Source organism: Rossellomorea marisflavi, from assembly GCF_001274775.1.
Taxonomy (GTDB): Bacteria; Bacillota; Bacilli; order Bacillales; family Bacillaceae_B; genus Rossellomorea; species Rossellomorea marisflavi.
In genome coordinates, this window is the sequence record NZ_LGUE01000001.1 from 1,728,446 (window position 1) to 1,743,868 (window position 15,423).

Below are 15,423 nucleotides of genomic sequence, written 5' to 3' on the forward strand. Positions count from 1 at the left end.
TTTTTGTGTCTTTTCTAATAATAAAACAAAAAATCCGGACATAGTCCGGATTTTTTGTTTTGGCATCTATTATGATCTGGCAGATTCGCCGCGCTGTTCTTTGATAGTGCGCTTCTTTTCAGACTCTGAAATGTATAAGGCACATGCAGCATCACCAGAAATGTTGATCGCCGTCCTCGCCATATCAAGGAGTCGGTCAATACCCAGGATCAACCCGATCCCTTCTACCGGAAGGCCGACACTATTCAATACCATGGCAAGCATGATGAGCCCGACGCCAGGCACACCTGCCGTACCGATACTCGCAAGAACGGCGGTAAGTACAACGGTGACCAGTTGTTCCAAGGTTAGGTCAATCCCATAGACCTGTGCAATGAATACTGTTGCCACCCCTTGCATGATGGCAGTCCCGTCCATATTGATCGTCGCACCCAGAGGTTGCACGAAGGAGCTGACCGATTTCGATACCTTCAGCTTATCTTGGGCAACCTCCATGGAAACGGGCAGCGTGGCATTACTGCTGGACGTCCCGAATGCTACGCTCATGGCAGGGCTGAATGTCTTGAAGAACCAGATTGGATTCTTTTTCGCAAGGAAGCCTACGGCAGAACCATAGGTTACCGCACCATGGACAATGAGGCCGAGAAGGACGACCACAAAGTAAAGCCACATGGCTTTCAGTGCGCTCAGTCCTTGGCTTCCGATGGCAGAAGCGAGCAAGCCGAATGTACCGTACGGGGCAAACTTCATGACAATCCCCACCAGATACATCATGAGGTCATTCCCTTGTTCAAAAAGCTTCAATATTCCTTTTGTCTTATCACCAAGAGCGGTCAGACCGAGCCCGACGAAGATAGCGAATGCGATGATCTGGAGCATATTCCCTTCACTCATTGAGGCAATCGGATTCTTCGGAATAATGTTTAATAAGGTTTCGCCTACAGGAGGCGCATCCTCTGTCTTATACCCCTCTGCCTGTGATTTATCGATACCCTCGACCATTCCGGGATCGATCGCGTAGGCCATGAGAAGTCCGATCACGATGGCGATGCAAGTAGTGATCAAGAAGAACGAAACGGCTTTGACTCCGATCCTTCCAAGCTTCTTTGGATCACCCAATCCGGCTGTCCCAAGGACGATGGAAAGGAATACGATGGGTACGACAAGCATGCTGATTAAGTTTAGGAAGATTTGTCCCAGCGGGGTCAATAGATATGGGTCAAGGACGTCGAACCAGTCCTTAGCAAATAAATTGAGCAGCAACCCTACTATGGCACCCAAAATCAGGGCCAAGATAATCTTTGTTGTCAGGTTCAGTTTCATATGGTACCTCCCTAAAAAAAATATATAAAGATAATTCGTAATCTTTACCCTATACAATTTTATATGAAACCGTTTTTTTAATCTAGGATTTTCTTACTCGTTGGAAGAAACTCTACTAATTTACTAGAATCAGGAGGAGACAGGTATGATACCAGTCTGGAAGTGGATGCTGAAGCGAATTCACAATAAATACTAATACAAATCATGATTAAAACGAGCATATCGGGGTAGATAATAAGTAACAGCATGATGATTCGAGAAAGGAACATGATAGAATGAAAAATACCGTTTACTTTCTTTCACCTGGCCAGGATCGAAGTTCCATCGCTGAAGGTTGGGCTGGAAGGCTTGACATGTCCGGCTGGGCCTTTAAAAGTGCTGGATTAATGAGAAAGCATCACAAAAAAAGCTTTAGTACCCTCGCCATGAAGGAATATAACATTGATATAAACACCCTTAAAAGGGACCCCATTCAAATCGACGAACTCGCCGGTGCATCCCTCATCGTCACGATCTACGACGAAGAATTGGACGACGCCATCAAGTTCCCGGAAGAATGGGAGGAAAAAGTCATCCATTGGAATCTCCCCAACCCGGAGAAACGTTCCACCTCTGAATTGGAAGAGTGGGTATTTTTCCAGGAGATCTGTGACGAGATTGCCATGAAGGTAAGGGATCTTGAATCCCTTCTCCCTTCCATCAGAATGAATTGACTGCCATGATGATCATGGCAGTCATTTTTTATGTGAAGTATTCCAGTTTTGCTTGAGGAAAAGCCTTTTCCATATAGCCGTATAAATGATCTTTGATATCCTGTTCTTCGTCTTTCTGATAAATATACTTCCCTATGCCATATTTCCCCCACTTATAGCGACGTTCTTCTTCATTGAGTTCAAGTTTCGTCATCGGGTAATTTTTCTCGATCACCCGTTTAGCCGGCTTTGTAAAGCGATGCTGGATGAACTCAAACGTGAGATCTTTTTTGGCCGACGAAGGCAAAGTGGCTTCAAGATGTTCAAACATGGTTTTGTACCCTTCTTCCCATCCTTCGTGAAGATAGATGGGCGCTACAATGAAGCCAAGCGGGTACCCTGCTTCCGCCACTTTCGCTGCAGCCTCGATGCGCTGATCCAATCGCGATGTACCAGGTTCAAAATTTTTGATTACATAATCCGCGTTGATGCTGAATCTGAAGCGCGTCTTCCCATTATGGTTCGCATCCAGTAGATGATCGACATGGTGGAATTTCGTCACGAAGCGCAGCTTGCCATGCTCCGATTTCCCGAAGTGCTCGATTGCGCGCTTCAATGTATGTGTAATATGGTCAATCCCTACAATATCCGACGTACATGCCGCCTCGAAGCGGGTAAATTCAGGCGTGCGCTCCTTGATATATTGATCAGCCGCGTCAAAGATCTCATCCACATTCACATAGGTCCTGATATACGGTTTGCTCCCCATCGTCGTTTGAAGATAGCAATAATGGCAGTGCCCCATACACCCTGTGGCAAATGGGATCGCATATTCTGCGGAAGGTTTCGAGGTGTCGAACTTCAGGGTCTTCCTTACCCCGACTACCAGGGTGGATTTAGCGATTCTGTATTTTTGGAAGTGGTTATCCCCCGGCAAATTCCGCACCTGGTTGTGGGAAGTGGTGTAGCGGATTTCCACGTTCAATTTCTCAAATTTCTCTTTAAGCTGTTTCCCGAGGGGGTACTCCAGTGCGCCTGGTTCAAAGTAGACCAGCTGGGGCATGAATGGTTTCAGCATCGTGTCCTCCTACATCTGACCGAATGATTGTGTGTAGGCCGCTTCAGCATCTGCTTCCGATGCGTAAACTGCAACTTCATTCGTCAAAGGATAATAAGTTTCGTACATGAACAGAGCAAGTTCTTCGGGATGGTCCGGATCATTCACCACAGCTGCAGCCTGGACATTGGCCACGCTTTGAGTATGGGGATTGCGGTAGATCACATAGACAACATCCCCCGCCTGATAGACGGAATCCTGATTGTTGATTTCCATAGGGTTCACCCATTTCCTTCGTATTCCTTTTCATTTTTTCCTACCCGGGATCAAATATGTTGGTAATACCTGCTTATGCCAAAAAAGCTCTCCATTTAAATGGAGAGCCCGTAAAATCGTTTTGTTTGGGTAAAGATCCTCTCGGCAGCTTCGCTTTCGTCCATATTTTTGATTGAAGCGATGCATTTGATGGTCCGGCCCATCATGCCAGGGTGGGTCATCTGCCCTTTTAATGGCCCTTCAAACGGCCAGGGGCCGTCGGTTTCCACCATGATGGCATCAAGCGGAGCTTTTTGCACGACCTTTTGAATTTCATCTTCATACATCACATCCGGTGTGACCGATACTTTATATCCATTGGACAGCACCCTCTCAAGAATCGCCTCGTCCCCTTTGAACCAGTGAAAGTGCGCCTTCTCGACAGAATGACGTTCCAGCAGATCGCAAGCAATGCCGGCATGCTCGTAGATGCAGTGGAGTACAATGGGCTTTTTAAGGGACTTCGCTTTCACAATGAACCTCTCCAGTAATTCTTCATAGGGTTTGAGCTCAAGATCGACGTCTTCCTGCATCCTGTAATAAGGAAGACCCACTTCCCCCACGGCCACCAGCGATCCGGCATGCTGATCTATGAAGGTGAATATTTCCTCGATCTCACCCTGGGAGAGGATTTCCTGTTCAGGGTGGAACCCGGCTGCTGCCTTCACCCGTTCGTCTCTCATTGATAGTTCCAGCGTCTCCCGGCTCGACTTCAAGTTCATCCCCACTGCAATCATCGCCCTTACTCCATGGACACCGAGGGAATGAAGGATTTCCTTTCGCTGAGGCGGTGAATAGGCATCCCAGTGGATGTGCGCATCAATCATGTTGAACATGCTTCGTCAGCTCCCGGAAAATTTCTTTTTTGTGTTGAAGGAATTCCTTGCTCAAGATCATTTTCTCATCCCTAGGGCGTGGATAGGGCAGCCGGAATTCTTTCTGGACGTTTGACGGTTTACCTGATAAAACAATAATCCGATCTGATAGGAAGAGGGCTTCGTCTATGTTATGGGTGATGAAGAGGACGGATCTCTTATCATCTTCCCAAATATCCATGAGCCACTTTTGCATGTCGAGCCTCGTGAACTCATCCAGACTGGAGAATGGCTCATCAAGGCACAGCAGGGACTGTGGACTCATCAGGGCCCTGATGAAAGCGACCCTCTGCTTCATCCCCCCGGAAAGCTCATCGGGATACGCCCCCTCATAACCTGAAAGGCCGGCGCGCACGATCCACTCCTTCGCCCGTGCCTCGTCCTTCCTACCATGAATCTCTTGACCCAGGATCACATTTCCAAGAACCGTTCTCCAAGGTAATAACGCGTGATCCTGCGGCATATAGCTGATGGAGCCCCTCTTACCGTTGATCTTCTCCCCGTCGAGAACAATGGAGCCTTCTTCCGGCTCCATCATCCCACCGATCAAATGGAAGAGGGTAGTCTTTCCGCTGCCTGAAGGGCCAAGGATGGAGACGAACTCCCCTTCTTCAACCTGAAGGGATAGATTTTGAAGGACAGGTTGGTGATCGAAGTGTTTCGATAATGACGTGATGTGAAGCTTGCTCATTTCAATTCCTCCTTCTTCCCTTTCACCCACCATCGTTCCAGCAGGACAATGATGCTGAAAAACAACAAGCTCAAGATCATGATGGCGAAGATCGCCACGAATACACGATCGGTCCTGAATGCCGAGGAAGCAAGCGTCATATACACGCCAATTCCTTTCTGGGATCCGAGCCACTCAGAAATGACGGCTCCCATGACGCTGTATGTAGCCGCAATCTTCAGACCTGAAAAGATGGATGGTAGGGCATGTGGCCACTCCACCTTCCTGAAGATCTGCCCCTTGGTGGCACCCGCCATTTTCATATAGTGAATATATTGGCGTTGCGTCTGTCTGAACCCGTCCATGGTGGAAACCGCAATCGGAAAGAAGCACACAAGCGTGATTACCAGGAATTTAGGCAGCAGGCCAAAACCGAACCATATGACCAGTAGAGGGGCAAGGACGATGATGGGGACGTTTTGCGATAAGATCATCAGCGGATAGACTGCCTCCCTCACCCCTGGAAGAAGATGCAGTGTGACGGCCACAGCGATACCCGCCGCACATCCGATCAAAAACCCGGAAACGGATAGCCCGACTGTCGAAGTAAGATGGATGTGGAAGGAGTCCCAGGAGGCCAAGCCTTCGGAAATGACCTTCATAGGGGATGGCAGTAGCCATTGGGGAATGGTGAACACCGTCACTGCCACCTGCCAGAAGACGAACAAAAGGATGAGGGCCGAAACCGGCCTCCATCCCTTCCTGATTCCGTTCATCACGAGCGGTATTTACCGGTAAGATCCGTCATTTCGATGCCTTGAGGCTGATAGAGAACCTTGATCTGAGAGATGACATTCACGCTTCCCCTTGCGATCATCTTCTCATTCATGCGCTCCACGATCTTGAACAAGTCGCTGAGTTCACCTTCCATTGTCGTTTCTAGAGGATTCACTTCATAGTTCACTCCCGATTCTTCGATGACTGCGATGGCGTCGTCCACATAAGGGATGACATCTTCACCATTCTTTGTTTTCGGGATGATTTGAATACTGACCAATGCATTTGCCATTTATGCTCACTCTCCAGGTAAAAATTCATTTGTATAGGCTTTTTGACTATCAAGTTTCTTTTCAAGAAGTCCATTATCGAACATCCAATCAGCGTAATTCTTCCATACCTCGGCTTTCTGCTCTCCCCATCTCTCCGCGTCGTCTTTGTACTTCGGCGCAAGCCATTCCTGACTCTTCATGACGAGCTCTTCATCAAGGTCGGGGGCTTCTTTCAGAAGGATCTTGCCTGCTTCATCAGGGTGCTCGATACTGTACTCATATCCTTCCGTTGCTGCCTTCAGGAATGCTTTGACCGTGTCAGGGTCATCCTTTATGTGGGATTCGTTCGTCGTGAGGACAGGAGTATAGTAATCAAGCTTATCCGAATAATCTTTGACATACATCATATCAAGTTCTTCCCCCCGGAGTTCGGCTTCGATTCCCGTCCAGCCATAAAAGATCCAGGCAAAGTCGATATCCCTTTTTACAGCCGTAAAGAAGTCTGTGTCCCCCATATTCACGAAGTTCACCTTCTTCACGTCGGCCCCTTCCTGTTTCATGATCGAGCCCATGACGGCTTCCTCTACGGGAGAACCCCATCCACCGTAGGTCTTGCCTTCGAAATCTTCAGGCTTGGTGATCCCTTTGTCCTTCGGAGCTGCGAATCCGGATGTATTATGCTGTATGATGGCCGCAATCGAGACGATTGGAACATCCTGTACCCTCGCCTGTGTGACGCCTTCCTGATACCCCACACCGAAATCCGCCTTTCCCGATGCCACCAGTTGGTCAGCACCAGCCTCTCCTGGCATGATGATGTCGACATCCAGTCCTTGCTTTTCAAAATATCCTTTTTCTTTTGCCACATACAAACCGGTATGGTTTGTATTCGGGGTCCAATCAAGGACGACCGATACCTTTTTGAGCTTTTCTTTTTCAGCTCCGCCTGAACTGCATGCAGTCAGCAGGAGGATTGCACTTACGACCATGAGCCATTTTCTCAAGATGCATACGTCCCTTCACTAAATATGTACAGAAAAAAACGCCCGAGGCTCATGGGCCTAGGACGCATCATTAAACAAGAATTCTGTCTACGATCTGTTTCCTACGCTGGTATGAGCCAGTTCAGGTTCAAAGGGTCAGCATCTGATGGATGCACTCTCAACCGGCCACACCGGTCCCCCTACAATAATCACGATATCGGGCGTTATCTTTCATTCCTACTTTGCCATAGTATCTTATGGTTTTCAAGCATTTCTTGAAGGGGAAATCAGATCTTCAACCGCTCGGGATACCTCTATGAGCTGGGATAATGCAGCGAAGGGTTCCTTCCGGAGATAAAAGGTATATTGAACGATGAACATGGTAAGATGATGCATGAATCGTGCACCGTCTCCTTCCCTGAACGTGGACTCAGAACCGTACCCCTTTAAGAATGCGGTGATCAACGATATCGATATACCGTTGTGAATGATGAGGTGTGCGCAGAAATAGGCAATGTCAGCCATGCGGTTGGCGACACGGAGCCGCTGAAAGTCGATGATGCCAACATCCCCTTCTTCATCGACAAGGAGATTCCCGGGATGAACATCACCGTGCACCAGCTGCTTTCCTCCTTCAAGGTCCGGACTGCAAAAATTCTTCACAACGGACCGCGCCCACCTGGCATCAGGAGAATGGCTGCATTGAAGGATCCACTCCCACGTATGAAGGGAGATATCCCACGTTTTGACTCCTTCCAAAGGAAAGTGCATGAAACCTGAATGAAGCTTGGCCAACGTGTTTCCGACAGCCGACATGATCGGAACTTCCCATCCCGGTCGGATTCCGGGAATGCATGCGTATAAGGCGTACCCGCATCCATCCTTCCAGAACATGTTTCCTCCATGCCTTACAGGATGAGGCATCTCCACGCGGATGGATCGCTCATGAAGATAGGAGGTGAGCCTCTCTTCAAACTCCATCTCCGTCCTCCGCTTGATATAAAAGATGCCCTCGGGACCATGAGCAACCCACACGCTTCCACTTATCTTTTTCACCTTGAACCGTTCTGCATCTTCTTCAGAAAAAAATGCGGTAATAAGTTCTAGCATTTCGTGTTCCACCCGTCTGTGTAGTAAGATATTCATTAGTATGACTGTCTAACCACCATACATACCAATTGCATGAAATGAGGAATGCACGATGGAAAGAATCAAAATCACAGAAGACCTTAGTTTTTCAAGGATCATCCATGGTTTCTGGAGACTTGCAGACTGGGATTATACAAAAGAAGAAACCCTTTCATTGATTGAGCATGATCTTGAACAAGGCATTACGACATTTGATCACGCAGATCTATACGGTTCGTACAAATGTGAAGAGCTGTTCGGAGAGGCCCTTTCACTGAAGCCTTCTTTGCGGGACCAGATGGAGATCGTCACAAAATGCGGAATCGTCATTCCTTCCGAACAACGACCGCAGCATCGTACCCACCATTACAATACGTCGAAATCCCATATCCTTGAATCTGTGGATCAGTCACTCAAGAACCTGTCAACTGACTATATCGATGTCCTGTTGATTCATCGTCCCGATCCATTCATGGACCCCGAACAAGTAGCAGATGCCTTTACTCAGTTAAAAGACGCCGGTAAGGTCAAACATTTCGGTGTCTCGAATTTCAAACATCACCAATGGTCCATGCTACAGGCACATCTTCCGTTCCCACTCGTGACCAACCAGATTGAACTATCTGCTTACGAGCTTGAAAACATCGAAGACGGCACGTTGAACCTTTGTCAGGAGAAAAAGGTTCCGCCTATGGCCTGGTCACCTCTTGCTGGAGGCGCCATCTTCAAGCAAGGCGATGAAAAAGCCGACCGCCTGCGTGCTGCACTTGAAAAAGTACAGGGCGAAACAGGTGCCAACGGCATCGATGAAATCCTTTATGCTTGGCTTCTCACCCACCCTGCCCGCATCATGCCGATCGTCGGTTCGGGCAAAAAAGAACGAATCCAATCAGCCATCAACTCACTGAACATCACCCTCAACCACGACCAGTGGTTCGAAATCCTCCACGCCTCAATGGGCCACGAAGTACCTTAAGAAAAGCGCAGGCGGGTTGTTCTGACCCGACAAGCATAAGACGAGAACCCTGAAAGGCGCTCTTTGCCTTTTGGGGTTCTTGACTTATGACCTCGAGGGTCAACCCGCCGGAGCTAGACATAAAGAAAAGCGGAGGCGGGTTGTTCTGAGGCGACAAGCATAAGACGAGCCACCCGGAAAGGCGTTCTTTGCCTTTTTGGGTGGCTTGGCTTATGACCTCTCAACCCGCCGGAGCTGGACATGAAGAAAAGCGCAGGGGGCTCGTTCTGAGGCGACAAGCATAAGACGAGCCACCCGGAAAGGCGTTCTTTGCCTTTTTGGGTGGCTTGGCTTATGACCTCGAGCCTCAAGCCCCCGGAGCTGGACATAAAGAAACGCGGAGGCGGGTTGTTCTGACCTGACAAGCATAAGACGAGAACCCAAAATAAAAATGACGATCTCTACAGATCGTCATTTTTATTTCCTCCTAATATCAGGAGCCACATAGAAGTCTAGATACACTTCCTGAAGCTCTCCCATTGGTAATTCATACAGCTGTTTATCTTTATATTTATAAACTCCGATTCGTAAGAGCTGTTGAATGTAGAAATCTTTTTTTGAATTTTTGATTGTACTCAGTTCATTTTCTTGGTGTAACATTTTCAACCCCTCCAATTGAGGTGTATACCCCAATTATGGAAGGTTTCAAACCAGGCAATATGGGTTGGTGCAGTAAAATATCCTTTCATCTTTCCGAACTTATTAGAGGTTGATTTTCCACTGGGTGAAAAGATTCACCCTACCCCATTTCACAGGCTACCAGCCCGTATTGGATTCCCGGATCAAGATCCAGTATCATCCTGAATAGCCTTTCTACATCTTCCCCTTTTCTCCTATGGGCGTAATGACCCGACAGCACCTGGATCATTTCATAAGGATAGAGCAGGCACGTGTGGCTTCCCCAATCCGTTTGTCTTCCCACCAACTCTTTTTTGTAAATACCATCCAGGATCTTATAGAAAAGATCGGATCCATCAGGAAGGAACGGACTGATCCTTTTCGGATAATTATGATTCCAATCACCGCCTTCATACTGAAAAGCGGGATCTTCCAGGTCTCCAATGAATACTTCGACTTCAGCCATACAATCGCCTCCTTGATTCATTTTATAAAGGAGGACTTGGTTTTAGAACAAAAATCCAGGTCGGTCTATGCATGATGATAGGGAATAAGAGGCTGGGACAAGAGTGTTTTAGTCATAGTAAAACCCGAACGATCTTGCCTGAGATCGTTCGGGTTTTTGATTTGGTTCATGTCCATTACGATTTACTTGTTCCTAGCGGTTGATTGGAGTGCAAGACGAAGACTCCAGCGGGAAGAGTGGCTCCCCGCAGGCTTGCCGAGGAGGCTCACGGGCTACCCGCGGAAAGCGAAGTCTTGCACGGAAATCATGAGCGGTGTAAAGAAGCCATACTGATATTGTTAATCATGACCTTTTTTGTTTTGTGCCAATCTCTTATAGGTATTTTCTCTGTACGCTCCGACCATCATAGGTGAACTGCATATTCCTTCCTTCCACCCGGGTTTCCATATGGACCGGTCTTCCCCAAAGCTGATGAAGATAGGGAAGGACTTTCTCCAGATATTTAATATCGAGTTCCACTTCCTCAAACCAGTGCTTCAGGTACAGCTCGCCGCTCTTCATATAATCTCCGTCATCGACGGTGATGTATGGGAATCCACCGTTCACCCTCATCCCGACAAGCTGATCCCTTACATGGGTCCACTCTTTGTCTACGATCTTGTAGTCCTTACCCTGCTTTTGGAACAGATACATATCCTCCCTTGTCACGAGGTCTTTCGTAAGGTAATTCCTCAGGAATGAGATGTCGGATTCGATCTCCCTCACCTCGAACATTTTCTCCCTTCCCGAGTTTTCCTTCACGCCCCGCTTCTTCATCTCCTCTGTCGGATGATCATAGCGGTCCTCGATATCTTCAAAGATCTTTAAGCCGAGGTAATAAGGGTTGATCTGAGTCCGTGACGGCTGGACGACCCCTGCATTCAACTTGGCAAACTCGATGGATTCACCCGATGTGAGGTCCATTTCCCTGATAATGCGCTGATGCCAATAGGAAGCCCAGCCCTCATTCATGATTTTCGTTTCCAGCTGTGGCCAGAAGTAGAGCATCTCCTCCCTCATCATCGTCAAGATGTCACGCTGCCAATCGGTAAGCTCACGGCTGTACTGTTCGATGAAGAGCAGGATATCCTTTTCGGGTTGAGGCGGGAATTTCTTTTTCACCCTTTTCGTCTGGATCTTTTTTGGCTTTTCATCCAGGGACCAAAGATCATCGTAAGGTGTGACAGGGGCCGATTCTTCCTCTACCCATTCCACATCATCCATCGTCCATGAAAGATTTGGCCGCATGAGGGAAGGATCGATATGTTCATCCACTGCAAGCACTGCATCAAGGAAGTTCTCGACCTCCTGCTTCCCGTGTTCGATTTCATACTGTCTCACGCGCTCCGCCGTCGCCGACATGCTCTCGACCATATCCCGCTTCGTGTTTCGGAACCTCACATTGTTCTTGAAGAAATCACAGTGTGCCAAGACATGAGCCACAATCAATTTATTCTGTATCAAAGCATTCGAATCGAGCAGGAAGGCATAGCATGGATCCGAATTGATGACTAACTCATAGATTTTGCTCAGCCCCAGATCATACTGAAGCTTCATTTTATGGAACTGCTTGCCGAAGCTCCAATGGGAGAAACGGGTCGGCATCCCGTAAGCACCGAATGTATAAATGATGTCGGCAGGACAAATTTCGTATCTCATAGGGTAAAAGTCCAATCCAAATCCAGAAGCAATCTCGGTAATTTCAGCGATTGCATACTGCAACTGTCGCTGTTCCTCTAAATTCATCGCCATCCCCCTTAATATCACTCTTATCTAACTGTATGATAAGGTCGGCCATTTGATGAAAGGAACTGGGAGCAATTGACCTCTGACAGACGAAAAAACCACGTGCCGACACGACACGTGGTTGACGCTTATTCATTCTTCAAGAATACCATCATCGGAATGATTGAAAGAGCAAGAAGGATGCCTGAGACGGTGAAGACCGCCGGGATCGACCAGCTCTCCACGAGTAAACCAGCACCTGCGGAAGAAAGGCCGAACAGCAAGGTCGTCAACGTTCCCTGGGCTGCATAGATTTTGCCCAGTTCATCAGGTGGTGCACTCTCCTGAAGATACGTCTGGAGTATGATCGTTTTCAGCTGATCGAATAAACCGAACAACAGAGAAAGGACGAGGGCCAAAACGGCCAGTTCATTCCAAGCGAAGAAAAGGGTGATGACCGATGTCATTATGATGGTCAGTGGAAGAATCGACGCCCGCTTTCTACTGAACAGCCCGTGATAGCGGAAGATGACGATGGATGCTAGTAGCAGGCCGATAAAGAAGGCGCTGTTGATGAATCCCCACCATTCTTCCCCCTTACCAAGCTGACGATCGACATACAGGTAGAGAACAGCCGCAATCCAAACGGTGGCGGCGACGGACTCAAGGGCGTACACACAAAACACTGATACAAGACCTTTTTTCTCTTTCACCAGGACCCAGCCTTCACCGAGCTGCGCCCACCATGATTTTCGTTCTTCCAGGTTGGTCCTCAGGGCTGCAGGGAGCCGGAACATATAGACCGTACTGACAAGGAACAGAATGAACACGGTGACAAAGAGATAATCAACCCCGATAAGCGAGAGCAACACTCCCCCAAGGGCCCAGCTCGAGAACTGGATGATCTGATCGACGGTGGATAAAAAACCGTTTGCCCCCATCAGTTCTTCCCTTTTGACTAGATAGGGGACGAAGGCATTCCGCGCCGGGAGCGCCCATCCATCCAGAAAAGCGATTCCCGCCCCCAGCAAGAGCAGCGGCCAAACGGAAGAACTTTGCAGGGCGAACAGAACAGTGAACAACAATGCTGTCTTCCCTGCCTGCGACCAGGCAAGAAGTGTCCTGAGCGTGGCCCTGTTCATAAGGAGCGGAGCCACCACTGAACTGACGAAACGTGAAAAGGTGATGATCAGTGGAACAGCCGTCATATATACGGCCGAACCCGTCATGGTATAGACGGCCGAAATCAGTCCCACAATATATAAGACGTCGCCAAGATTGGCCAACGCCTGACCGAACCAGAGATGTCGAAATGCGATGGATTTCATCTTTTTTTCCTCCCATTATTCAATTTTCAGGCTAGAAAAAAAGCTGAACTCACATCGGATTGCCAATCTCCCTTCTTTTATCGATACCAACCATTATATCAGACATTCTATTCTCCATGCAGGATTTTTTTTCCTGATTGACTATTTGGAGACACAAAAAAACCTCCCGAAATGGGAGGAATTTCATTCATGGACCGTGATGTTTAGTGTTTTCTCATTCGCAAGGTCATGTACGATGATGATCAGTACCCTTTTGTCCCTGTTATTTTCCTGTACGGTGAACTCGAATGTATCGGAGACCTTTTCATTCGTCAGCTGCTTCCTGCCCAAGTAAAGATAATCTTTGACGGACTGACCCGGGTAGTCTTCTTTGACGACGACGGTTGCGATCCTGCCGAATTTTTTATAATCCACTTCTGTTGCATTCGCTACGCTCGGAAGCAGAAGAGACAGAAGGCATAGGATGAGAAAGGGCTTCTTCATGTGTTTCACCTCTTGTTCCTTTTCCCTTTAGAATGAGGGTAGGAAGGCATCTTTATTCACCCAATATAAGGAGAACCAGAAGAATCCACAGTGCCAAGTTTTGCTGAGGAAGTTCCTTGCATCTCTCCATACACTAACAGTACCCCTTCAGAAGGAGGGAACCGGAGTGGATAAAGTGGACTACGACAGGGCGTTGTACTACACTCATCGATCGGAATGGGATAACCTCCTGATCTTGATGGTGAGGACGAAGGATGATCTTCTCTCAAAGAGGATTGAACATTTCCTGCATGCTTATCACTTTTCGCACGACTATACGGTTGTCGAACGCAACCTGTATACGCTTTTACGCTATATCGAACATGCCAACATCACCTACAGTGAAGAGCAACCACTCGAAGTCGATGTTGTCAAAATGTAAATAAGGGAATTCCACCGGCCGGCCTGACACTACGGGCCGGTTTTTTCTTTAAGGCTGAATGAGCTTCTCCCGGATGGATACATGAGCCTCTGCGTAAACCATCAGTTCCTTCATCATGTCTTTCACCAATACTTCAGGATCTGGTAACAGCGTATCCTTTTCCCGGTCAAAACAGTGAGGATCCAGAACCAGTTGCTTCGGAATAACGTTGGCATACACGCCCCTGCTCACGGTTCGGAGATTCGTCAAACAGTTGATCCCCCCCTTCCCACCACCTGCACATGCGATGATGGCGACGGGCTTATGGGCGAATTGGTCGCTACCCAAGTAGTCCATGGCGTTTTTGAGGGCACCGCTCATTCCGCTGTGATATTCGGGGGAGCAAAGGATGACAGCATCCGCCTCCTGGACCTTCTGCTTCAACGACTGTATCACTTTAAGCTCGGATTGTTCTCGTTCCCCTGTGTATAGAGGGATGGTCCCTTCACTGAGGTCGATCATGCTACAACCGTATTGTTTTGCTATGTAACGGGCTACGATGCCTGTCCTTCCCTGTTTCCGGGGTGTTCCGTTGATGACGGTGATATTCAAGTTCATTCATCCTTCCATGCAAGCTGATTTTTAACGGCGTAGAGGGCTGCCTGCGTCCTGTCTGTCACCTCAAGCTTAGAGAAGATATTGGAGATATGGGTCTTCACCGTCTTCTCTGTGATATAAAGGCTCGAGGCGATATCTTTATTGCTCTTCCCTTTGGTCAGTTCCTTGAGCACCTCTGATTCCCTTCGTGTGAGCTCATGGATTTTATTGGGCGGTTCTTTTTTGGTGATCCTGGTCAGAAGATGATTTGTCGCCTTAGGGTGAAGGGAATTTTCACCGGATAAGAGCTTCCTGATGCTTTTCACCAGTTCATCAGGCTCAATATCCTTGAGTTGATATCCTCCTGCTCCTGCTTCGATGGCGGGAACAACCTGATCCTGATCTGAGAAGCTCGTGAGCATCATGATCTGGATTCCAGGATGGACAGCCTTGATTCTTCTAGTTGCTTCGATTCCATCCATCTCCGGCATCATAAGATCCATGAGGATGATATCTGGATCAAGGGCTGATGCCATTTCAACAGCTTCCTTCCCGTTTTTCGCTTCTCCGATGATGTCCATATCCTTCTGCGTTTTCAAGAAGAAGGCAAGCCCCCTCCTGACAACGTGGTGATCGTCAACAATCAATATCTTGATCAAT

Annotated in this window: 20 protein-coding genes and 1 riboswitch; of the genes, 4 read left to right on the top strand and 16 right to left on the bottom strand. The window is 48.0% G+C overall.

Features of this window, described 5'->3' with window-relative positions; all coding sequences use genetic code 11:
- Positions 1-69 precede the first annotated feature (69 nt).
- The gene (locus AF331_RS08615) at positions 70-1,323 is read right to left on the bottom strand and encodes a dicarboxylate/amino acid:cation symporter (protein WP_053427645.1); all 1,254 of its coding nucleotides are present in this window, start codon (positions 1,321-1,323) and stop codon (positions 70-72) included.
- Between the two features lie 425 nt (positions 1,324-1,748).
- Between AF331_RS08615 and AF331_RS08620 the strand changes: the two genes are divergently transcribed.
- On the top strand, positions 1,749-2,036 hold the full coding sequence (locus AF331_RS08620) for a low molecular weight phosphatase family protein (RefSeq protein WP_160316502.1): 288 nt from the start codon (positions 1,749-1,751) through the stop codon (positions 2,034-2,036).
- A 28-nt stretch (positions 2,037-2,064) separates the two neighbouring features.
- Here the strand turns inward: AF331_RS08620 and splB are convergent, their stop codons facing one another.
- From splB to AF331_RS08660, 8 genes are all read right to left on the bottom strand, one after another.
- Positions 2,065-3,093: a spore photoproduct lyase gene (gene splB / locus AF331_RS08625; RefSeq protein WP_053427647.1), complete on the bottom strand. Its 1,029-nt coding sequence runs from the start codon at positions 3,091-3,093 to the stop codon at positions 2,065-2,067.
- Between the two features lie 9 nt (positions 3,094-3,102).
- The gene (locus AF331_RS08630) at positions 3,103-3,348 is read right to left on the bottom strand and encodes a transcriptional regulator SplA domain-containing protein (RefSeq protein ID WP_053427648.1); all 246 of its coding nucleotides are present in this window, start codon (positions 3,346-3,348) and stop codon (positions 3,103-3,105) included.
- A gap of 95 nt (positions 3,349-3,443) precedes the next feature.
- The gene (locus AF331_RS08635) at positions 3,444-4,223 is read right to left on the bottom strand and encodes a TatD family hydrolase (RefSeq protein WP_053427649.1); all 780 of its coding nucleotides are present in this window, start codon (positions 4,221-4,223) and stop codon (positions 3,444-3,446) included.
- On the bottom strand, positions 4,207-4,953 hold the full coding sequence (locus tag AF331_RS08640; protein ID WP_053427650.1) for an ABC transporter ATP-binding protein: 747 nt from the start codon (positions 4,951-4,953) through the stop codon (positions 4,207-4,209). Before AF331_RS08640 ends, AF331_RS08635 begins: the two co-directional genes overlap by 17 nt.
- Positions 4,950-5,708, bottom strand: a complete 759-nt coding sequence (locus AF331_RS08645) for an ABC transporter permease (RefSeq protein WP_200908240.1) — start codon at positions 5,706-5,708, stop codon at positions 4,950-4,952. The genes AF331_RS08640 and AF331_RS08645 overlap by 4 nt, the downstream gene beginning before the upstream one ends.
- A complete protein-coding gene (locus AF331_RS08650; protein WP_053427652.1) occupies positions 5,708-6,001 on the bottom strand; it encodes a thiamine-binding protein in 294 nt (97 codons plus the stop codon). The genes AF331_RS08645 and AF331_RS08650 overlap by 1 nt, the downstream gene beginning before the upstream one ends.
- 6 nt (positions 6,002-6,007) lie before the next feature.
- Complete coding sequence (locus AF331_RS08655; RefSeq protein ID WP_053427653.1) at positions 6,008-6,985, bottom strand: ABC transporter substrate-binding protein; 978 nt, start codon at positions 6,983-6,985, stop codon at positions 6,008-6,010.
- Between the two features lie 81 nt (positions 6,986-7,066).
- Positions 7,067-7,176: riboswitch (TPP riboswitch) on the bottom strand.
- A 52-nt stretch (positions 7,177-7,228) separates the two neighbouring features.
- Positions 7,229-8,074: a phosphotransferase enzyme family protein gene (locus AF331_RS08660; protein ID WP_053427654.1), complete on the bottom strand. Its 846-nt coding sequence runs from the start codon at positions 8,072-8,074 to the stop codon at positions 7,229-7,231.
- A 91-nt stretch (positions 8,075-8,165) separates the two neighbouring features.
- Here AF331_RS08660 and AF331_RS08665 point away from each other — a divergent pair, with 91 nt between their 5' ends.
- On the top strand, positions 8,166-9,068 hold the full coding sequence (locus tag AF331_RS08665; RefSeq protein WP_053427655.1) for an aldo/keto reductase: 903 nt from the start codon (positions 8,166-8,168) through the stop codon (positions 9,066-9,068).
- Positions 9,069-9,524: 456 nt separating this feature from the next.
- On the opposite strand, the gene AF331_RS08670 is transcribed toward AF331_RS08665, so the two are convergent.
- Together AF331_RS08670 and AF331_RS08675 are read right to left on the bottom strand one after the other, a co-directional pair.
- Entirely contained in the window at positions 9,525-9,707 is a 183-nt protein-coding gene (locus AF331_RS08670; RefSeq protein ID WP_053427656.1) for a Fur-regulated basic protein FbpA, read from the bottom strand.
- Between the two features lie 139 nt (positions 9,708-9,846).
- Positions 9,847-10,191, bottom strand: a complete 345-nt coding sequence (locus AF331_RS08675; RefSeq protein ID WP_053427657.1) for a hypothetical protein — start codon at positions 10,189-10,191, stop codon at positions 9,847-9,849.
- Between the two features lie 156 nt (positions 10,192-10,347).
- Here AF331_RS08675 and AF331_RS22345 point away from each other — a divergent pair, with 156 nt between their 5' ends.
- Positions 10,348-10,524, top strand: a complete 177-nt coding sequence (locus tag AF331_RS22345) for a hypothetical protein (protein ID WP_160316503.1) — start codon at positions 10,348-10,350, stop codon at positions 10,522-10,524.
- A 39-nt stretch (positions 10,525-10,563) separates the two neighbouring features.
- On the opposite strand, the gene AF331_RS08680 is transcribed toward AF331_RS22345, so the two are convergent.
- The 3 genes from AF331_RS08680 to AF331_RS08690 form a co-directional block, all read right to left on the bottom strand.
- The gene (locus AF331_RS08680; protein ID WP_053427658.1) at positions 10,564-11,976 is read right to left on the bottom strand and encodes a SpoVR family protein; all 1,413 of its coding nucleotides are present in this window, start codon (positions 11,974-11,976) and stop codon (positions 10,564-10,566) included.
- A 128-nt stretch (positions 11,977-12,104) separates the two neighbouring features.
- On the bottom strand, positions 12,105-13,283 hold the full coding sequence (locus AF331_RS08685) for an MFS transporter (protein ID WP_053427659.1): 1,179 nt from the start codon (positions 13,281-13,283) through the stop codon (positions 12,105-12,107).
- 183 nt (positions 13,284-13,466) lie between these two features.
- On the bottom strand, positions 13,467-13,766 hold the full coding sequence (locus AF331_RS08690) for a DUF3889 domain-containing protein (RefSeq protein ID WP_053427660.1): 300 nt from the start codon (positions 13,764-13,766) through the stop codon (positions 13,467-13,469).
- A 166-nt stretch (positions 13,767-13,932) separates the two neighbouring features.
- Here AF331_RS08690 and AF331_RS08695 point away from each other — a divergent pair, with 166 nt between their 5' ends.
- A complete protein-coding gene (locus tag AF331_RS08695; protein ID WP_053427661.1) occupies positions 13,933-14,187 on the top strand; it encodes a YhdB family protein in 255 nt (84 codons plus the stop codon).
- A 48-nt stretch (positions 14,188-14,235) separates the two neighbouring features.
- On the opposite strand, the gene AF331_RS08700 is transcribed toward AF331_RS08695, so the two are convergent.
- Both AF331_RS08700 and AF331_RS08705 read right to left on the bottom strand, forming a co-directional pair.
- Positions 14,236-14,778 (bottom strand): NADPH-dependent FMN reductase, encoded by a 543-nt coding sequence (locus AF331_RS08700; RefSeq protein ID WP_053427844.1) that lies wholly within the window; start codon positions 14,776-14,778, stop codon positions 14,236-14,238.
- A gap of 2 nt (positions 14,779-14,780) precedes the next feature.
- Entirely contained in the window at positions 14,781-15,422 is a 642-nt protein-coding gene (locus AF331_RS08705) for a response regulator (RefSeq protein ID WP_053427662.1), read from the bottom strand.
- Between the last annotated feature and the right edge of the window lies 1 nt (position 15,423).

Coding starts and splice junctions, on each gene's coding strand:
- AF331_RS08650 (WP_053427652.1), bottom strand. CDS start 6,001: ATGGCAAATGCATTGGTCAGTATTCAAATCATCCCGAAAACAAAGAAT.
- AF331_RS08635 (WP_053427649.1), bottom strand. CDS start 4,223: ATGTTCAACATGATTGATGCGCACATCCACTGGGATGCCTATTCACCG.
- splB (WP_053427647.1), bottom strand. CDS start 3,093: ATGCTGAAACCATTCATGCCCCAGCTGGTCTACTTTGAACCAGGCGCA.
- AF331_RS08680 (WP_053427658.1), bottom strand. CDS start 11,976: ATGAATTTAGAGGAACAGCGACAGTTGCAGTATGCAATCGCTGAAATT.
- AF331_RS08675 (WP_053427657.1), bottom strand. CDS start 10,191: ATGGCTGAAGTCGAAGTATTCATTGGAGACCTGGAAGATCCCGCTTTT.
- AF331_RS08685 (WP_053427659.1), bottom strand. CDS start 13,283: ATGAAATCCATCGCATTTCGACATCTCTGGTTCGGTCAGGCGTTGGCC.
- AF331_RS08670 (WP_053427656.1), bottom strand. CDS start 9,707: ATGTTACACCAAGAAAATGAACTGAGTACAATCAAAAATTCAAAAAAA.
- AF331_RS08690 (WP_053427660.1), bottom strand. CDS start 13,766: ATGAAGAAGCCCTTTCTCATCCTATGCCTTCTGTCTCTTCTGCTTCCG.
- AF331_RS08660 (WP_053427654.1), bottom strand. CDS start 8,074: ATGCTAGAACTTATTACCGCATTTTTTTCTGAAGAAGATGCAGAACGG.
- AF331_RS08645 (WP_200908240.1), bottom strand. CDS start 5,708: ATGAACGGAATCAGGAAGGGATGGAGGCCGGTTTCGGCCCTCATCCTT.
- AF331_RS08615 (WP_053427645.1), bottom strand. CDS start 1,323: ATGAAACTGAACCTGACAACAAAGATTATCTTGGCCCTGATTTTGGGT.
- AF331_RS08620 (WP_160316502.1), top strand. CDS start 1,749: ATGAAGGAATATAACATTGATATAAACACCCTTAAAAGGGACCCCATT.
- AF331_RS08640 (WP_053427650.1), bottom strand. CDS start 4,953: ATGAGCAAGCTTCACATCACGTCATTATCGAAACACTTCGATCACCAA.
- AF331_RS08630 (WP_053427648.1), bottom strand. CDS start 3,348: ATGGAAATCAACAATCAGGATTCCGTCTATCAGGCGGGGGATGTTGTC.
- AF331_RS08665 (WP_053427655.1), top strand. CDS start 8,166: ATGGAAAGAATCAAAATCACAGAAGACCTTAGTTTTTCAAGGATCATC.